12 protein-coding genes, 5 tRNA genes and 1 riboswitch are annotated in these 16,981 nt (G+C 39.9%); all 17 genes read right to left on the reverse strand.

Annotated elements, in window-relative coordinates; all coding sequences use genetic code 11:
• Window positions 1-73 precede the first annotated feature (73 nt).
• The 17 genes from A5295_RS03320 to A5295_RS06275 all read right to left on the reverse strand — a co-directional run bounded on the left by A5295_RS03320 (window position 74) and on the right by A5295_RS06275 (window position 16,725).
• On the reverse strand, window positions 74-1,201 hold the full coding sequence (locus A5295_RS03320; protein ID WP_064621697.1) for an Mrp/NBP35 family ATP-binding protein: 1,128 nt from the start codon (window positions 1,199-1,201) through the stop codon (window positions 74-76).
• A gap of 3 nt (window positions 1,202-1,204) precedes the next feature.
• Window positions 1,205-4,093, reverse strand: coding sequence for an NAD-dependent DNA ligase LigA (gene ligA, locus A5295_RS03325; protein ID WP_064621698.1), 2,889 nt, complete (start codon window positions 4,091-4,093; stop codon window positions 1,205-1,207).
• Window positions 4,094-4,226: 133 nt separating this feature from the next.
• Window positions 4,227-7,670, reverse strand: coding sequence for a tetratricopeptide repeat protein (locus tag A5295_RS03330; protein WP_064621702.1), 3,444 nt, complete (start codon window positions 7,668-7,670; stop codon window positions 4,227-4,229).
• Between the two features lie 201 nt (window positions 7,671-7,871).
• A tRNA-Gly gene (locus A5295_RS03335) sits at window positions 7,872-7,947 on the reverse strand.
• Between the two features lie 143 nt (window positions 7,948-8,090).
• Entirely contained in the window at window positions 8,091-8,858 is a 768-nt protein-coding gene (locus A5295_RS03340; protein WP_004108959.1) for a thiazole synthase, read from the reverse strand.
• Window positions 8,848-9,471, reverse strand: a complete 624-nt coding sequence (thiF, locus tag A5295_RS03345; RefSeq protein WP_004106663.1) for a sulfur carrier protein ThiS adenylyltransferase ThiF — start codon at window positions 9,469-9,471, stop codon at window positions 8,848-8,850. Before thiF ends, A5295_RS03340 begins: the two co-directional genes overlap by 11 nt.
• On the reverse strand, window positions 9,472-9,669 hold the full coding sequence (thiS, locus tag A5295_RS03350; protein WP_004106666.1) for a sulfur carrier protein ThiS: 198 nt from the start codon (window positions 9,667-9,669) through the stop codon (window positions 9,472-9,474).
• Window positions 9,670-9,729: 60 nt separating this feature from the next.
• Complete coding sequence (gene allB, locus A5295_RS03355) at window positions 9,730-11,106, reverse strand: allantoinase AllB (RefSeq protein ID WP_064621699.1); 1,377 nt, start codon at window positions 11,104-11,106, stop codon at window positions 9,730-9,732.
• 1 nt (window position 11,107) lies between these two features.
• Entirely contained in the window at window positions 11,108-12,592 is a 1,485-nt protein-coding gene (locus A5295_RS03360) for a putative allantoin permease (protein WP_082915470.1), read from the reverse strand.
• A gap of 328 nt (window positions 12,593-12,920) precedes the next feature.
• Window positions 12,921-14,162, reverse strand: coding sequence for an allantoate deiminase (gene allC, locus A5295_RS03365; protein WP_064621700.1), 1,242 nt, complete (start codon window positions 14,160-14,162; stop codon window positions 12,921-12,923).
• A 145-nt stretch (window positions 14,163-14,307) separates the two neighbouring features.
• Window positions 14,308-14,397: riboswitch (TPP riboswitch) on the reverse strand.
• Window positions 14,398-14,666: 269 nt separating this feature from the next.
• Window positions 14,667-14,739: transfer RNA gene (locus tag A5295_RS03370), tRNA-Val, on the reverse strand.
• Between the two features lie 39 nt (window positions 14,740-14,778).
• A tRNA-Val gene (locus A5295_RS03375) sits at window positions 14,779-14,850 on the reverse strand.
• Window positions 14,851-14,880: 30 nt separating this feature from the next.
• A tRNA-Cys gene (locus tag A5295_RS03380) sits at window positions 14,881-14,951 on the reverse strand.
• A 28-nt stretch (window positions 14,952-14,979) separates the two neighbouring features.
• Window positions 14,980-15,052 (reverse strand) — tRNA-Gly (locus A5295_RS03385).
• Between the two features lie 405 nt (window positions 15,053-15,457).
• Entirely contained in the window at window positions 15,458-15,745 is a 288-nt protein-coding gene (locus tag A5295_RS06345) for a hypothetical protein (protein ID WP_004125146.1), read from the reverse strand.
• Between the two features lie 478 nt (window positions 15,746-16,223).
• Complete coding sequence (locus A5295_RS03395; protein WP_064621701.1) at window positions 16,224-16,553, reverse strand: hypothetical protein; 330 nt, start codon at window positions 16,551-16,553, stop codon at window positions 16,224-16,226.
• A gap of 10 nt (window positions 16,554-16,563) precedes the next feature.
• The gene (locus tag A5295_RS06275; protein WP_102704466.1) at window positions 16,564-16,725 is read right to left on the reverse strand and encodes a hypothetical protein; all 162 of its coding nucleotides are present in this window, start codon (window positions 16,723-16,725) and stop codon (window positions 16,564-16,566) included.
• Window positions 16,726-16,981 lie beyond the last annotated feature (256 nt).

Here is a 16,981-nt window from a genome sequence, read left to right on the forward strand (position 1 = left end):
AAAGTATGGGGTTGCTTAAAAATCAAGCGACCCCATACTTATTTTTCGGCTGTATTTTAAGATTTATTTGCTTTTAAGAGTTTTTTATTAAAGATTTAGCTAAATGAATAAAAGTATTAGCTAAATTAGAATCTGCCAATTTTCCATCTTCGGTTAGAACAGCAGGTCGCCCTGCTTCACCAGTTTCTCTAAGCGCAGGATCTAAAGGAAGTTGAGCTAAAAGAGGCACATTAGTGTCAAGAGCGTTACAAAGTTGTTCGCTTACTCTCTTTCCTCCTCCTGAACCAAACAATTCTAAGCGCTCGCCGTTATTTTCAAACCAGCTCATGTTCTCAACAACTCCGCGAACTTTTACAGGAATTTGCAAAGCCATAAGACCTGATCTAACTGCCACATCTGATGCACTAGGCTGTGGAGTTGTTACTACAACAAGCTCTACATTTGGTAAGGATTGTGCTACAGCTAATGCCATATCTCCTGTGCCTGGAGCTAAATCAAGAAGTAAAACATCGGGGTTGCCCCACCAAACATCGGAAAGAAACTGTTCTAAAGAACGTTGTAATCGTGGTCCTCTCCACAAAATAGCACGATCGGTTCCAGCAAACATTCCAATAGAAATAAGCTTTACTCCCCAAGCAACTACAGGCATAAGCATTCCGTTTAAATTTGTTGGTTGAGAATTAACTCCAAACATTCGCGGTAAAGAAAAGCCGTAAATATCGGCGTCGATAGCTGCAGTATCGTAACCTAATGCTGCAAAAGTTGCAGCTAAATTAGCAGTTATAGAAGATTTTCCCACTCCGCCTTTTCCAGAAGCTATAGCAAAAATTCTCGTGCGAGTGCCAGCTTTATTAAATGGATTTTCTTTGCGTTCAGCTTTTAAATCTGCAACTAACTTTTCTAATTTAGTTTTACTCATTGCAGTAGCGTTAACGTGCGGTATGAGTATTGCTTGAGGATATTTAGATATAACTTCTTGAACTCGTCCTGTAATCACTTCTGCAAGAGGGCAATTTGGCACAGTAAGTTCAAGATTTATTTCTACATCATAAGCAAACTTTGTTGCATCAATAGTTTCAGCTTTTTTTATCACATGCACTCCAGTTACCATATTTAATTCGGTAACAGAGCGACCTAATTCTGGATCAATAACGCTACCCAGCAAATCGTAAACTTGTTTTTCGAGTTCACTTGTATTCATGCGTTATGATTCCTCAGCAATGAGATTTGGCACAGTATTATTTGCAATTTGTAGTATTTCTTCTAAGTTCCCAGTTTTTAAAAGAGTATTAAACTGTTGTTCGTTAAGCATAGGAATGCCAAGTTCTTGCGCTTTAGTTGCCTTGGATCCTGCATTTTCGCCTAGAATAACGCAATATGTGTTCTTGCTTACTGATCCTGATGCTTTGCCGCCTCTTGAGACTATAGCCTCTTTTGCGCTGTCTCGTGTAAATCCTTGCAAAGATCCTGTAACAACTATTGTTTTACCTACTAATGTTTGAGCGAAAGATGATGTTTCAACTTTCCCTACTACACCTGCTTCTTGCCATGATTTTAATACTTCAAATTGCCAATTAGCAGGGTCTTTAGCTTGCTGGAACCAGTTGTATACTGCTTGCGCAATTTCAGGACCAACTCCATCAATTTGTGTAAGTTCTTCAATAGATGCTTTGGAAATATTGTCTAAAGATCCAAAATTTGCCGCTATAAGACGTGCAGTTGGTGGACCTAGTCTACGAATAGATAAAGCAACCAAAACTCGCCACAGTGCTGCATTTTTGCCTTTTTGAGTTATTTCTTCAAGCATACTACGAGTAGTTTCAGAAGGTCTTGTATACCATGGCACATTTATTGTTTCTTTAGCGTTGTCGCTAGTTTTAGCATTTCTAGTAATGCGCTTATTTTTCCAAAGTACTACTTTAGCGTCAATTGGAACTTGGAATTTAGGATATTGAGGATCCCATTGTTCGTTTGGTGAAGTAGTTTTTTCGGAAGTTTCTGCTGCTTCGTAATTTGTAGATAACTTTGCTTCGATTGTGCGAGTCCAAAATGCTCTAACTTGATGCCAAAGACCAGATCCGCCTATTTTGCGTGTACGCTTTTTAAAGCTACCGTCTTTACTAACTTCTTTCCACTCTTCAACAAGAGGAATTTCTTTCCAAACCATTACATTTTGTAAATCGTCGGCAGTAATACTAAATAATCCAGCTTCATTTCTAAGTACTGGAGTTTGTGGTTCAGGTAGCGTTAAATCTGGTGAAGGTATATATGGTTGTTGAGTTGCGCCTCGCTGAATTATAATTTTATCCATATCTGGGCAGTAAACTTCTGCAGTTGTAGGCCTGCAATCCTCAGGATTTGTGAGAGCTAGCGCAGCGTTATCGCCCAAATTTTCAATATCAAAAGCTTGTCTGGAAGCCAAGTGAATTATTCGTTCTGTAAGTTGAGCTGGACAGTTTTCTACATTTGGGCAACGAATATCTTTATCTCCCTCTTTTGCAGGAGCTAGCTTAGTTCCACAAGATGGGCAGTATTCTGGCATAACAAACTTTCTAAGTTCATTTTCTCGCCCTTCCCTAGCTTTAAGTACCGGTCCGACTAATTCCGGAATAACATCCCCAGCTTTACGAACTACGACAGTATCGCCAATTAGCACACCTTTATGTTCAACTTCGTAAGCGTTATGAAGAGTTGTACGCGAAATTGTCGATCCTGCTACAGTAACAGGTTCAAGAACAGCTACAGGAGTTACTCTTCCAGTTCTTCCAACCTGGACAATAATATCCTTCAAATAAGTATTAACTTCTTCAGGAGGATACTTGTATGCAATAGCCCATCGTGGAGCTCTAGAAGTAGCTCCTAGTTGATGCTGTAATGCTCTGTCATCAACTTTTACAACTATGCCGTCTAAAGCGTGCAAAATATTTGCTCTATGCTCTCCGTAATAGTCAATCATTTCTTCTATTTCAGAAAAATTTGTGACTTTTCTCGTGTATGGAGAAACAGGTATTCCCCACTGTTGATAGAACTTATATGCGTCAGACTGATTAAATTTTGTTTCACTATTGTTATGGCTTGTATTTTCTTTCCAACGAAGCTCACCTAGTCCGTGTGCAAAAAAGCTTAATCGACGCGTGGCCGTGATACGTGGATCTTTTTGGCGCAAAGAGCCAGCTGCAGCGTTACGAGGGTTTGCAAAAGCAACTCGTCCAGCATTTTCTTGTTCATCATTTAATTTTCTAAAGTCTTCCCATTTCATAAAAACTTCGCCACGAATTTCCACGAACTCAGGAATATCGTCAGTATTGTCAGAATGAAGCTGTGTTGGTATTGCTTCAATCGTTCTTACGTTTAATGTAATATCCTCGCCAGTTACGCCATCGCCTCTAGTAAGACCTTGTTCAAGAGTACCGTTGCGATAAATAAGATTTAAAGCAAGACCATCAATTTTTACTTCGCAAGTCATAGGAAGAGGTTGAGATTCATCCCATTGTAAATCGCGAATTACGCTGTTATACCAATCATGTAATTCTTCAATTGAAAATACGTCATCCAAACTCATCATTCGAGACGGATGCTTTACAGAAGTAAAATCATTAGAAAAAGTTCCACCTACGCGATGTGTTGGAGATTGAGGAGTATCTAAAGTTGGGAAGGCAGCTTCTAAAGAGCTTAGCGCTCGCATTCTTGCATCGTATGCTGCGTCTGAACTAGTTGGAGAATCTTCTACATAATAAGCAATTTGATCAGATTGTGCCCAAGCTGCCAATTTCGCCCAAAGCTTCGCAGCTTGCTCTATAGTAAGTGTCGCTGGCTGCAAATTTCCAAGAGTCAACGCATCAGTGTCTGTTGGTTTCAAGTTTGCAATCCACTTTTCGGTGTCTATTGTAGAGTTCCACTCATTCGCTTCATGCATGTCAGTTTTGTTATCAGTTTTGCTATCAGCCTGAGTAACAGTCCCTGTTTTAACTGTACTTATGCTATTAGTTTCGTTTTTTGGCGCTTCATGAGATATAGTTTGCTCGTCAAAATCGTAAAAAAGCGATAACTGTTCGCTCTCTGTTGACTCTTCGCGAATACTATTTTCACTCATGAATATTCCCTTCAGCTACGTTTTACTAATGCCTATAAACAGTATCTAATAAGACTGTATAAGCACAGTAAAAACTATTCAATGATGTATTGAGTATTAAGCTAATAAATTTTAAAACTGCTTGCTCTATTTCTTAAGCGTTTAAAGATCTTAAGAACTGTGTTTGTACTGTGCTACTTAGATCTTCGTTAGAAGTCATTCGAATATTTGCAACACATAAAGTTCTTGCAATTACAAACATTCCATCGTTCACAGTTAATTTTGCTGCTTTATCAATAATCTCTTCTGCTTCAATATCAGGCCAAGCTGGTACGTCTTCAGAAAGAAGAGCCATCTGTGCTTCATGTATATTGCTCGGTATTAGCTTGCACTGCGATCTCATTCTAGAAAGAAGCTCATCAAGTTCCATTTCTAGCGGCTCAATCTTTCCTGGAGCTAAGTATTGTGCCATTCTATATGAAGATGCAGCAATGAGGAAATTATTCTGCATCCATTCCGCATAAGCGAGCTTATAGTAAGCAAAAGCAGCATCATCCCTATCGAGAGACACATTCAAAGCGTTAATGCAAGCTGCAATAACAGATGACCAATCCTCTTTTTGCGCAAGTATATCAGCTAATCTTAAATGAGAAAGAGCGTAAGTAGGAGCGTACGAAACCATAATATTTAAATGGCGTAAAGCTTCGTCATGTTGGTTTAATTGCGAAAGTAAATCAGCAAGTTCCATATGCGCGTAGAAAAGACCGTCAGGAATAAGTCTTGTTCGTTCTTCTTTAGTTGCAAATAGATGATTATAAATTACTCTCTCAGCGTAGGAATTAAAGTATCTTGGTACAGCTTCGCTGCTAGTAAACATAGTATCGAATTGTGCTACAGAATTTTCGTACTCTTTTAAAGCCTCGCTAAGGTCCCCATTCATAAACTGTTCGTGAGCTTTTGTACGAATATCTCTTATACGTTTTGCTGTAGTAAATGAAAGATTAGGTAAATCTGTTTCGTCAATTAGCGCTCGCGTTATTGAATCTGCTTGAGCGTTAAGTTCAGGATCGTCAATGCTTTCAATAATACTCATAGCTTCGTGAGCTTTTTGTGCAGTTGTTGGCATAAGTTCTGAAGCAATATGATGGAAGTCGGCAACAGCTTGTTGCAGAAGATCTTCACGTTGTATAGAAAGCCCTTGTGCGTATTGTGTTCCCAGTATGCTTTCCTGATCTGCTGTAAAAATTTTGTCAGAAAATTCAGGTTCTTCTTGTGATCCATGAGGAGAAAAGCGGCTACTGTGAACATCAAAATCTGGTTCGATGGTATTTAATTTTCCATGAGAATCAATGTTTAATTTGGCATTAAATTTTTCGTATGTTTTTATAGGATTATTTAATCCGTTTTGGTGAATAAGTTTTATAAATCTGTCTCTGCTAAACGTAACTGTAGTTAGAGCTCGTATGGATGGTGCTGTAGTAAAAGCTGCAAATGAATTTTCTTCTTTAGACTTATCCATGCTGTTTTCGGACAGTTGATTTTCGTTAGAATCTGCGTTTGTGCCTGTTTCTGAGTTTAATTCTTGGCTGCTTGCGCTCGCATGCATTGATATGACATTATTGTTTGTCTTGTTTGCGTTACTAATATTAGTCTGCTGCATTTCTTGCAATTTAGACGGGTCTCCATGAATGTCACCGTCTTTTGGATCTCCTTTTGGCTTGGATGAATCATTATTTGCAGCGTCACTATTCATAACGTTAAGCGCATTAAGAGTACGATTTACAAGATTGTTCATAGCATTGTTTTGTGCTGTAACCATCTCTTCTAAGCCTATTGAATCTAAGCGTATAGAAACATTTTTTACTTTACCGCTTGCTCCAAAAGCTAGAGTAGACATTATCATTCCAACTTGAAGATTGTAGTTTGTAGCTAGTTTTTCTTTATCGTCGTCGTTCAGATTTTTCCAAGATTTATCCTCATTAACGTAAGCTACAGATGGCATAAGTGCAGCTCCAGCTGTAGTAAGGTTTATTGCCACGTTACCATCTTCTAAATTAGATCTAAATTCCGCGTCAAAACGGAACGGCAAGTATACGCTTCTAATAAGATTAGAAAGACGCTGTCTATAGGACCATTCACTGTCGTTATCTATCTTATTGAAATACTTATCGTTATTTTTTACCTGCTTTGCTCTTCTCCACATGTGCAAAATAGGTCTTATTTTGTCGTCCATCAGAGGATTGCCAAAAAATTGCATACCTATTGAACCGCTTGCTGCAAAAGCAACATCTTTAATCATTGCCATGTCGATTTGTGATGCCTGCTCTTCTTTTATAGTATTTTCGCAAGTTTTTCCTCCCACGATGGAGTTAATTTGCAGACAATCATAAATTGAATATAAACGGTTAATAGCACCTTCTATTTTAAGTACTTTGAGTGCAGCATTTGGTTCCAAAGCATCATCCCAAAGTAAGTAGTTTGCTTCTGTTTGCTGAGATTTTTGCATGTGTAGGCGTTCTGCACCATGCACTGCTTCCAGGCTGCGTTCTGTTTCTAAAGCTCCAGTTGAGCGCATTAATTTTTCGAAATATTCTTCTAAACCTGAAACTCTTAAATTTTCTTTTTTCGCTATTTTTATGTCTTCTACACTTCTTCGTATTGCTCCTAAAGGTGCTTCGTGTTCTAGTCTGCGAAGTACATTGCTGTAACCAAATCCAGTTAAAGACTTGTGCATGTCTGGAATGAATAATGCTGCAAAGAATGCTATTGTTATTGCATTTCTGTATGTAAGATTGCATCGTAAGTTTTCTGGAAGTTTAGTTCGTAACTCTTCGAGAGTATAAGTTTTTTTAGTTCCGAACCCGTGTGAGATCCATGATCCGATTTTAATTAAACCGTTATCTTCTGAAAGTTGTAAAACTAAGTCTCCGTTTGATACGCAAAATACGTTTTCTTTTCTAATTTTTGAAAAAGTTTTAGAAAAGTGGTTTATTTTTCCGGCAAAAGTTTTAGAGCGTTGTTCTGGTTTTAATGCGCTTTTAGACTTACTGCTTTCTAAAGAAGCGAGAAAATCTTCTACGGTTGCGTCGCCATTTAAATAGGATTCTACGATATTATCCATGTCATAGTCTGTATGTTTGGTGTATGTTTCGTCAAACGCTTCCAAAAATGCACATTTTAGAGTAATTTTTGTTTTTTTATATTGTTTTCCATAAAAACGGTGTAAATCTTTCAGTGAAGAATTATTTTTTTCTACAAATGAAAGTTGCGGTCTCATGTCTTGAATATCTTCGTAGCTAAGTTTGCTGCCGAGAAATATTCGCCCTTCTGAATCTGCTACTGCTAGTTGAAGGAATTTTTTTCCGTCTTCTTTAAATAATCCAATTGATGTGTATTCTTTTTTCTTGTTAAGTTGAACCCAGCCTAATTGATTGTTGATATTTGTTTGTGGAAAATCTTTAATAACGTACTTTTTAGCGCGCGACGAAATATCTATTGGATTGCCTTCTGCCCACAACGAGTTAAGAGATTCTTGTAGTTGCAACATACTATCTTCCTGAGATTCTGAATTTTCAGTAGTTTGCATGTTGTTAGTCATAATCCCCATTCTTTCACTTTGCTTTGTGGCATGTGAGTTTTTGTTTTATATTTTTAGCGCACATAATGTGGCGTTTAATCACATTATTTTAGTATATAAGAAATTATGCATGTTATAAAATGCGCGACATTATTTATCGAAATTATTTCATCAATAGATTGCTAATAAGAGAATACGACGACTTCGAATATTGAGAAAAAATGGAGCGGACAACGGGACTCGAACCCGCGGTCTCAACCTTGGCAAGGTTGCGCTTTACCAACTAAGCTATGTCCGCAAACAAATGAATACCTTATATCATTTTCATAAAAAGTGCAAATTAGGTATGTCGCAAGCCTTACAAGTATTTGCTGCACTTGTAAGGCTTACTTGTTTCAGATTTTTAGTGTTTTAAGTTGAAAACTTATTTTATTTGTTTGCTTACTTGCTTTCGTCATCGCGCTTTGGAGAAGATGGTGTTGCACCCTTTTCAAGCACTCGACCAGGGCCTGCAAGATAAGCTGCGCGGCCTGCTTCAATACCAAGCTTGAATGCTTTAGCCATAAGCACAATATCGTTTGCAGTAGCAACTCCAGTATTTGCCATTACAGCTGCAGCACCCATTTCCATTGCTTCAGCAGCCTGGCTTGGAACGCCAATGCCGGCATCGACAATAACAGGAAGATCGATTTCGTCGATAATAAGCTGAATAAACTTCTTAGTTTCAAGACCCTTGTTAGAGCCAATCAAAGAGCCGAGAGGCATAATTGCGGCAGCTCCAGCGTCGCGCATTGCCTTAGCAAAGTACAAATCTGGATACATGTAAGGAAGAACAGTAAAACCTTCGTCAGCCAAAATCTTTGTTGCTTGCAAAGTAGCTTCATTGTTTGGCAACAAATACTTGCGATCAGGAATAATCTCAAGCTTGATGAAGTTTCCGCAACCCATTTCGCGAGCAATATGTGCAGTGTTAACTGCTTCCTCTACAGTTACGCATCCGCTAGTATTAGGCAAAATGGTAACGCCTTCTGGAATATGCTTTAAAATTCCTGCAGCTTTCTCGCTATAGCGAATTGCTACAGTAATCATTTCAGCTTTAGCACTATTTACTGCGGCATCAATAAGCTCCTCAGAATACTTTCCAGAACCCAAAATGTATCGAGAAGTAAACTTCTTACCACCTAATTCTAAATAATCTTCATTCTCCATAATTTCCTCCATTTTTTATCCATTTCAACGCTTCTAACGCTTCTAAACTTGCGATAATCGAAACATAAGGCAAATACAAGCCTTCTTCAGGAGAAGACTTAAAATCACCTACTAAGCACACGTTTGAAAGATGCTTAATTTTTACGTTCTTAATATCTCCTAGTCCAGATAAGCCAGAAGCGGTAATAACATATTTGTTAGGATGATTCATGAAATAGTCAAGAACCATTGCTTTCGATTCGCGATTGTCGAATGCTTCAATAAACAAGTCGGAGCGCTCAGCAATCTCATCTAACGATTCCGGCGTAACTTTTTGCACGAAAGCTTCTACTTCAACGTACGGCAAAGTTTCATTAAGCCGCGCTTTAGTAGCAGATACTTTGTGTTGTCCAATTTCGTTAATCGTATAATTTTGACGGTTTAAATTCGAATACTCGATACTGTCAAAATCGTAAATGTACAACTTTTTTACGCCGGCTCGCGCAAGCATTAACGCAATATTTGATCCCAAACCGCCGCAGCCAAGTATTGAAACTGATTGTTGAGCAAACAAATCATTATCTTCCTTTAGCTGACGTTTAAGAACTTTTGCGCGAATATCGTCACTTTCCATTCATCCTCCTCCCATAATGCTAAATACTTCAATTTTTGCGTTATCTTTAACTATGAAAGTTTCAAAATCTTTGCGTTTTACTAATTCACCATCAACTTCTATTGCAACAAAAGTACTGTCGTAGCCTTCGCGCTTAAGTAGTTCAAGTAAATTCTCGTTCTCAACATAATCCACAGTATCGTGATTAAGTTTCAGCACACTTACCTCCTTTCTGTAGAATATGCTTTAAGTTTTAAATATTACGTTTAAAGATTCTACCTAATCCTTAGCTGGATGAAGAATAAACTTGCCCTTGAAGCCTTTGCAAACGCCATTTTCTTGGCTGTAAATTTCTTCGCCGCGAAGCAAAGTTCTTACCACCTGGCAGCCAATAGTGCGACCAACGTATGGGCTGAACTTGTTTCGATACTCAAGGTCTTCAGCTTTAAGAACATAAGGAGCGTTTGGCTTAATGAATGCAAGATCTGCGTCGTAACCCAAACGTATGCTTCCTTTTCCTTTCAGATCGAAGCGTTTTGCAGAATTGCTAGAATTCAATGCCACAAATTGAGTTAATGACATTCCGCGCTTTTGCACAGCTTCATCAAAGAACACGTCAACATCGTTTTGAACGCTACCAATACCACCCCAAGCTGTGAAAGCATCATCAGTTTGCTTCAAACTCAAAGGAGCTGGCGAATGGTCGGAAACAATGAAGTTAATAGAACCGTCAAAAACCTTTTCCCACAAGCCATTCTGGTTTTCCTTGTCACGAATTGGCGGAGTGCACTTAGCGATATTTCCAATCTCGTCAAGCTCAGAAGTGTCGAAATACAGGTAATGGTTGCAAGTTTCGCAGCTTACGTCAACGCCATTCTTACGAGCGTCAGCAACAGCTTGAGCACCTTCTGGTGAAGAAACATGAACAATATGAATTCTGCATCCAGTTTCTTTAGCAAAAAGGCAAGCGCGCTCAATAGCTTCAACTTCAGTGAAAACAGGTCTGGTTGCTACGAACTCAGAAAGCTTTCTAGCTCCCATTTGATGAGCTTTCTTTCCAAGCTGGTCTGTAATAGGAGCGTTTTCGCAATGCATAATCAAAATTTTGCCGGTTTTTGCAATCTGCTGCATACCTGTGTACAAGGAGTAATCGTCGCAATTGTATAAATCAACTTGCAAATCCTTGTCGCCTGTAGTTCCAAGGAATGCTTTGTAATTAACGACACCCTGCTTATCTTGCTCGCATATTCCGCCATTGAGGTTTTGTGGTTCCAAGCCACCAGTTTGACCAACATCAACCTTGAGCTTTCCGTCGGCTTCTTTAAGCACTGCTTCAAATGACTTTCCATCAGTAGTAGCAGGAATCTGATTGCAAGGCATTTGCAGCATTGTAGTAATACCGCCTTTTGCGCCGGCAGAAGTTGCTGTTACAAAACCTTCCCAATCGTCGCGAACGCCGCCGCCTGGAGCGTTAATATGAACGTGAGAATCAACTTTTCCAGGAACAACTATTAAATCAGTTGCATCAATAGTTTTATCGGCTGTAAAGTTGCTTCCAAAAGCGGCAAACTTGCCGTCTTTAATTGCTATATCGGCTTTGGTGGCTTCATTATCGAATACAACCAAACCGTTTGTGATTACTACATTGTAGTTCATATTATTTCCTTTCTTTAGCCATTGTTGGCTGAAAAACTTTTGATAGTAATATTTGACACACGAAGCCTACAGCGCATCCCACAATCCATGAGATTTGAGTAAGTGGTGAAAGTAGAGGAATTATCTGCCCGGAAAGAGCAAATAAAAGCCCAAGTATCGTAGAAGTATAAGATATCCAGTTAGTTCCAGAATAAGCAGATTTTGACGAGCTATTTGTATCGTAATAAATTTGATCAAGATCAATATGCGTGCGCTTTACTACGTAATAGTCGGCAAGTAGAACACCTGCAATAGGGCCTAAAAGCATGCCAATAAGATTCAAGAAGCCTGTAATATTAGCCATAAACTTCCATGGCATTAACACAGTGCTTACAAGAGCTGCAATAACTACGCCACGCTTATAATTTACAAATCGCGGAGCTAAAGCAGTTAGCTGGTATGCTGCAGGAACAATATTGCCAGTAGCATTTGTACAAACTGTAGTAAGTAGAAGCAACCCAGTAGCTATTGCAATTGCAGGAAGACTATCCCACTTGTTTATGATAACAAGAACATCTGTAATGGTTTCATGGTAAAAAAGCGATCCGCCCACTAAAATAACTACGCTTGTAAAGGCAAAAAGCGCGTAACTTAGCAAGAAGCTAGCAATTTGACCTTTTAGTTGAGCCATAGTTGACTTTGCATTTTGCGTAAAATCAGCAATAGAAACGGCAGGAGCAGCCCAAACGCCCAGTACAGAATTTACAACCATCATCATGAAAAGCCCAAGACCGCAATTAGTTGGCGCTTGAACAGTAGCATGATATTGCATGATTGCAGATAATCCACCAGCACAGCTAATAGCCCATACGCTCATGCAACCAAAAACAACGTAAATAAGTGGGCTTAATACTACAGTTAGCTTATTAAGAGTCTTTCCTCCACCTAAGCCAATCGCCAAATTAAGCAACCAAAATATTGCGAAGGAGATAATAATAGGTATGTGCGAACCTACAAATGGTATTTTGCTTCCAAGCGTAAGAAACTCAGGGCAAATTTTGCCAACTAGAATCTCTAAAGCTTTCGCGCCTATATATGTTTGAATGCCATACCAGCATATTGCAGCAACTACTCCCCTAAGGAATCCTGGTAGTTGAGCGCCTGCTTTTCCGTATGTTGCGCGCAAATGCATAGAAAACGGTATGCCGTATTTGGATCCTACAACACCGTTAGCAACCATGACAATTGCTGTAAGAATTGCGCCAAGCATGATACCAATCATTACGTAAATTGGAGAGTATCCCATCAAAAGGAACGCGCCAACTGCAGCATAATTAGGAATATTGTGTACAGACTGCATCCACAAAGTGCAAAAATTAAGAGCGCTCATTGTGCGTTTTTCTTGCGGCTTTGGCAGTAAATCTTCGTTAGTGTAGCCGCGCTCGCGGTAACATTCCAAGTTTTTACTAGCTACTGGCTCGTCTTGTAGCAGTTTACTAATTTGCATGCGCACCTCCTTACTTTTCTTGTTTGTAAATTTGATTCTTTTTTGTGTTTTGTGTTTTGAGTTTTTTGAAAGTAATAATCGCAACTTTGCTCAAAAATAAAAAAGATACGAAAGGATATCGTACCCGTGGTGGTGCGCCCCTTCGTATCAGCCTCTTATTCGTGAATAAGCGTTGTACTCTCATTCGATATTCACTTTTCTTCGCTGCGATTAATTAAGCAGTGAAGTTTGCATCGTATATGCCTTTTACGTCCTTCCTAAATTTCTATTTCTTTTTGGTTTTCGTTTGGTTTTCGTTTGGTTTCCGTTATCTTTTAGTTGGTTTTCGTTAGTCCTCATAAGCCAAACTATGCAGAGCATCTCGTAAAAGCTTTACTCCGTGAACAGCGTCTTGTGGATCTGTGTACTCTTCTGGAGCGTGACTAATACCATCTTTTGAAGGAACGAAAATCATTCCGGATTTTACAAACGGAGCAAAAATTTGCGTATCTTGACCAGCACCTGAATGCATGACTCTGTACGCATAACCTTGCTTATTAGCTTGATCTTTCAAAAGATTAATAATATCGTTGCTAAGTGGTGTAGGATCGTCAGACATCCACTTATCAATCTGCGCTGTAATGCCATAAGACTTGGCAGTTTCGTGAATGTCCTCGTCGAGTTCCTGCAAGAATTTATCAAGAAAAGCTTTATCTGTATGACGGCAGTTCATTGAAAAAGTAACTTCTCCAGGAACAATATTTACTTGATTTGGAACTACGCTGATTCTACCGAAAGTAAGTACCAGTGGGTCGCCTGCTTGCTTAGCTTTGTCAAGATTCTTGGCGATTATATGAGACATGCAATCTACTGCATCGTGCCTGTAGGACATCATTGTTGTGCCAGCGTGATTTTGTACGCCTTTAAGATGAACATCCCAACGGTGCTGACCGGCAATGCTAGTGATAATACCTAAATCTTCGTGATTGCTGTAAAGCGTTGGTCCCTGCTCAATGTGTAGCTCAATCCAGGCTTCAAGATTTGCGAACTTAGGTTGAGTTGTTTGATAATTGAACCCAGCTTCACGCATTGCTGTTTCGAAAGGAACACCTTCACTGTCGCAAATATTTTCTACGTCTTCTTTTTTGGCTAGCCCGAAGAAATTCTTTGAACCCCAGAATACGTATGGGAAACGTGAGCCTTCCTCTTCTGCTAAGCAGATAATGCGAAGACTTTTCTTTGGCTTTCCATATCTAGTAAGTAAATTCTTAATTGCTAAATAGGCTGCAACTATTCCAAGTTGGCCGTCAAAACGACCTCCTCTTGAAACTGTGTCAATATGCGATCCGCAAGCTATTATGCTTTCTGGTTTTTCGCATCCTTCAACAGTTGCAATTAGGTTTCCAACTTGGTCGAATTCCACAGTCATACCGAGTTTTTCAAATCGTTGACGAAGAGCAAAAAGAGCCTGTTTCCAAGATTTTGTGTAAAGAGGTCGAGTAACTCCTTGTTCTCCTGGTTTTTCTGTGAATCCTGCAAGCCAGCTTATGGCTGATTCTATAGTTTCAGCACTTATGCTGCTATCAATCATGTGCAGTATTCCTCCTCACTTGTGCAAGTTTTCCCAAAAGTGACATTCAGGCGGATATTTTTTGGTTTTTGTTTAGTTGATACTCGTGTAATTGCTACTACTTTGTGGCAACGCAAGATATCACGAAAATCGTGACAGAAAGAAATCACTTACTGTAATTGCTCCCTACGCATGTCTTAACAAAACAGGTTCAAAGGGTGTTTCTCAACTGTTTCCAGTACCCCTGCAATTTTCACTGTACTCGGATGAGTATAGCACGATATTAAATGAACTCAAAATGAACATTATCATGTGTGTTTTTGTGAAGAAATGCTTGGTTGACTGGTTGGCTGGTTGCTTGCTTGGCTGGTTGATTGATTGGTTGATTTGTTGACTGATATGAGATATTGCTTCCATTTGTGGTTGCAGGTATGTTCGGCTGCAAAAAATTTTCATATGTAAGTTAGGAAATAAAAAATAGCCAGATAACAAAAAACGCAGTGCTTCTACACTGCGAACATATTGTGGGTGATATAGGAATCGAACCTATGACCCCTTCCGTGTGAAGGAAGTGCGCTAGCCGCTGCGCCAATCACCCAAAATTTTTTAATTATGCGTGAAAGGCAATCCTTTCGAGTGGGCGATACAAGGTTCGAACTTGTGACCCCTTCCGTGTCAGGGAAGTGCGCTACCACTGCGCCAACCGCCCAGGTTGTTTATTAAGCTTGAAGCTTAATCGAGGTGGGTACGAGAGTCGAACTCATCTATACGGCTTTGCAGGCCGCTGCCTAACCGCTTGGCTAACCCACCGTAAGGTCGAATAACTCATCGGACCTAGAGCGGACAACGGGACTCGAACCCGCGGTCTCAACCTTGGCAAGGTTGCGCTTTACCAACTAAGCTATGTCCGCAATGCAACTTTACTGAACAATGTCAGCGCCGAAGCACGAGTAACTACTATACCCGAAATATTTACAAATGCAAGCCCTTGCCTATTTTGGCGTGTCGTTTGGTGTTTCTGTTGGTGTGTTTTTTGGCGTGTTCGTAGGCGTGTCTTTCGGTGTGTTCGTTTGCGCGTGTTGGTTGGAGGTTTGTTTATGCGTATGGTATTGGAGCATTTGCGAGCGCAAGTGTTATTTTCTCAGTTTGTTGACTGAGTTTTTAACGGTGTTTGGGCTGTGAGTGTTATTTTCTCAGTTCGTTGACTGAATTAGTAACGGTGTTTAGAACTTGGCTTAATATTCCCAGCTTCGCAATCTTCATTTTAAGTATATTTTCTAGGGTTATAGGTTCTAGGGTTATAGACCAAAATTTATTTATTCATCTGGGGAATGGACTTTACGCGGGACTCCTAAATCGTCTGCTATATCGTCGTAGTTATCGCCACATTCATAAGGGTCTAATAAATTGTAAGCTTCGATTAGCAACTCTTTAGGTGCACTCTTGTGTAGCCACGCGTCTACTAAATAAATATCAATTGCAATCGATGGTTCGCCTGCTCGAATAGCACTATTGGCTTCTTCTTTAGAAAACTTATCCATGTATGGCTCAGCATAAGGTCGAAGTTTCTCAACCATGTCATAACAAATTTTCATCATATCCATTAGCTTTTCACTCCTCTCTTATTTTCCACAACTGAGAACGCGGTATTGACGCTCCAATCTTTTTCTTTTTTATAAACGCACTTCTAGGATAGCATCAGCATATGCGGGAAAGACCGTGAGCCAAGGCGAAAAATGACACCACACTCCAGCGATAATAACGAGTGAGAACATAGCAGATACTATTGCGTCTAATTTCATAATGAGCCTGCAGTATAGTGGATAGTGAGTCCTGGACACTTCGACTGTTCGGGACCCTTTATTTACTTATTGCGCTTCAAGGATTACCACTGCGTAGAATCACCCCCGCGTATGCGGGAAAGACACACATGCAATCATTGCGGTTGCAGCAGTATCGTAGCGGATATGAAATCGAACGCGCATGCGGCAGTTAGAGCACGCCGCGGCGCATCGTATCGCGCGCGCTAAGTGTTTTTTATTATAGGGTAGGCAAATAAAACTTGCCTACCCTTGTTTGTTTTTACTGTTGATTGTTTGACTCGGTTTTAGCTGCTTTACCAACAGTCTCTTTTAACTCTTGCCATGATGATGGCAGGGTTACGGGGCGATGTGGCCGCCGTGCAGCCCAATTGCGGATAGTGTCATAATCCCACGCGGGCTTTGTTGTTAGTACGCCAACCGAGTGTGTTGGTAGTGGAATTAAACCACGTAACTCACTCGCGTTCTGGTTTTTTAAGGCGGCGCGCCTAGAGCGCACGAGATACTGGCGCATAGACTCGTAGCTAACACCAAGAAGTCGCGCAATGTCATGTAGTGATACGAGTACTGTTTGTCCGTTCTCATCTAACATAATATGCTCCTTATTTTTCTTTGCTACTGCCTGTTAAGCCAGCGGATAAGCCAGCAATGCCAGCTGCTAGAGTGAACCCAATACCAGCGAATGGCACTTGCAAAATAACGTTTGTTACCGCGGTAATAGCGCATATTGCCGAAATAATACCTAATACTCTTGTTCTACTCATAATCGTGTGGAAAGATTGAGGCTAGGGGTTCTAGCCAGCATCATTGGTTGGAACCCCCGTTTTTTACTTGCGCTTATTGTCGTGTCGTAAATCTAACCAAATCATGATGATGATAGTTAGAATGTTGAGCGCGAGCGCTACCCAATCTTTTGTTTCCATGTTCACCTCCTTTCATAATTAAATATTATCACAATATGAGAACATAAGCAAGGGGGTGAACAAAAATAGGATCACCACCGCGTATGCGGGAAAGACT

It is taken from the genome of Gardnerella sp. 26-12 (assembly GCF_001660745.1).
Taxonomy (GTDB): domain Bacteria; phylum Actinomycetota; class Actinomycetes; order Actinomycetales; family Bifidobacteriaceae; genus Bifidobacterium; species Bifidobacterium swidsinskii.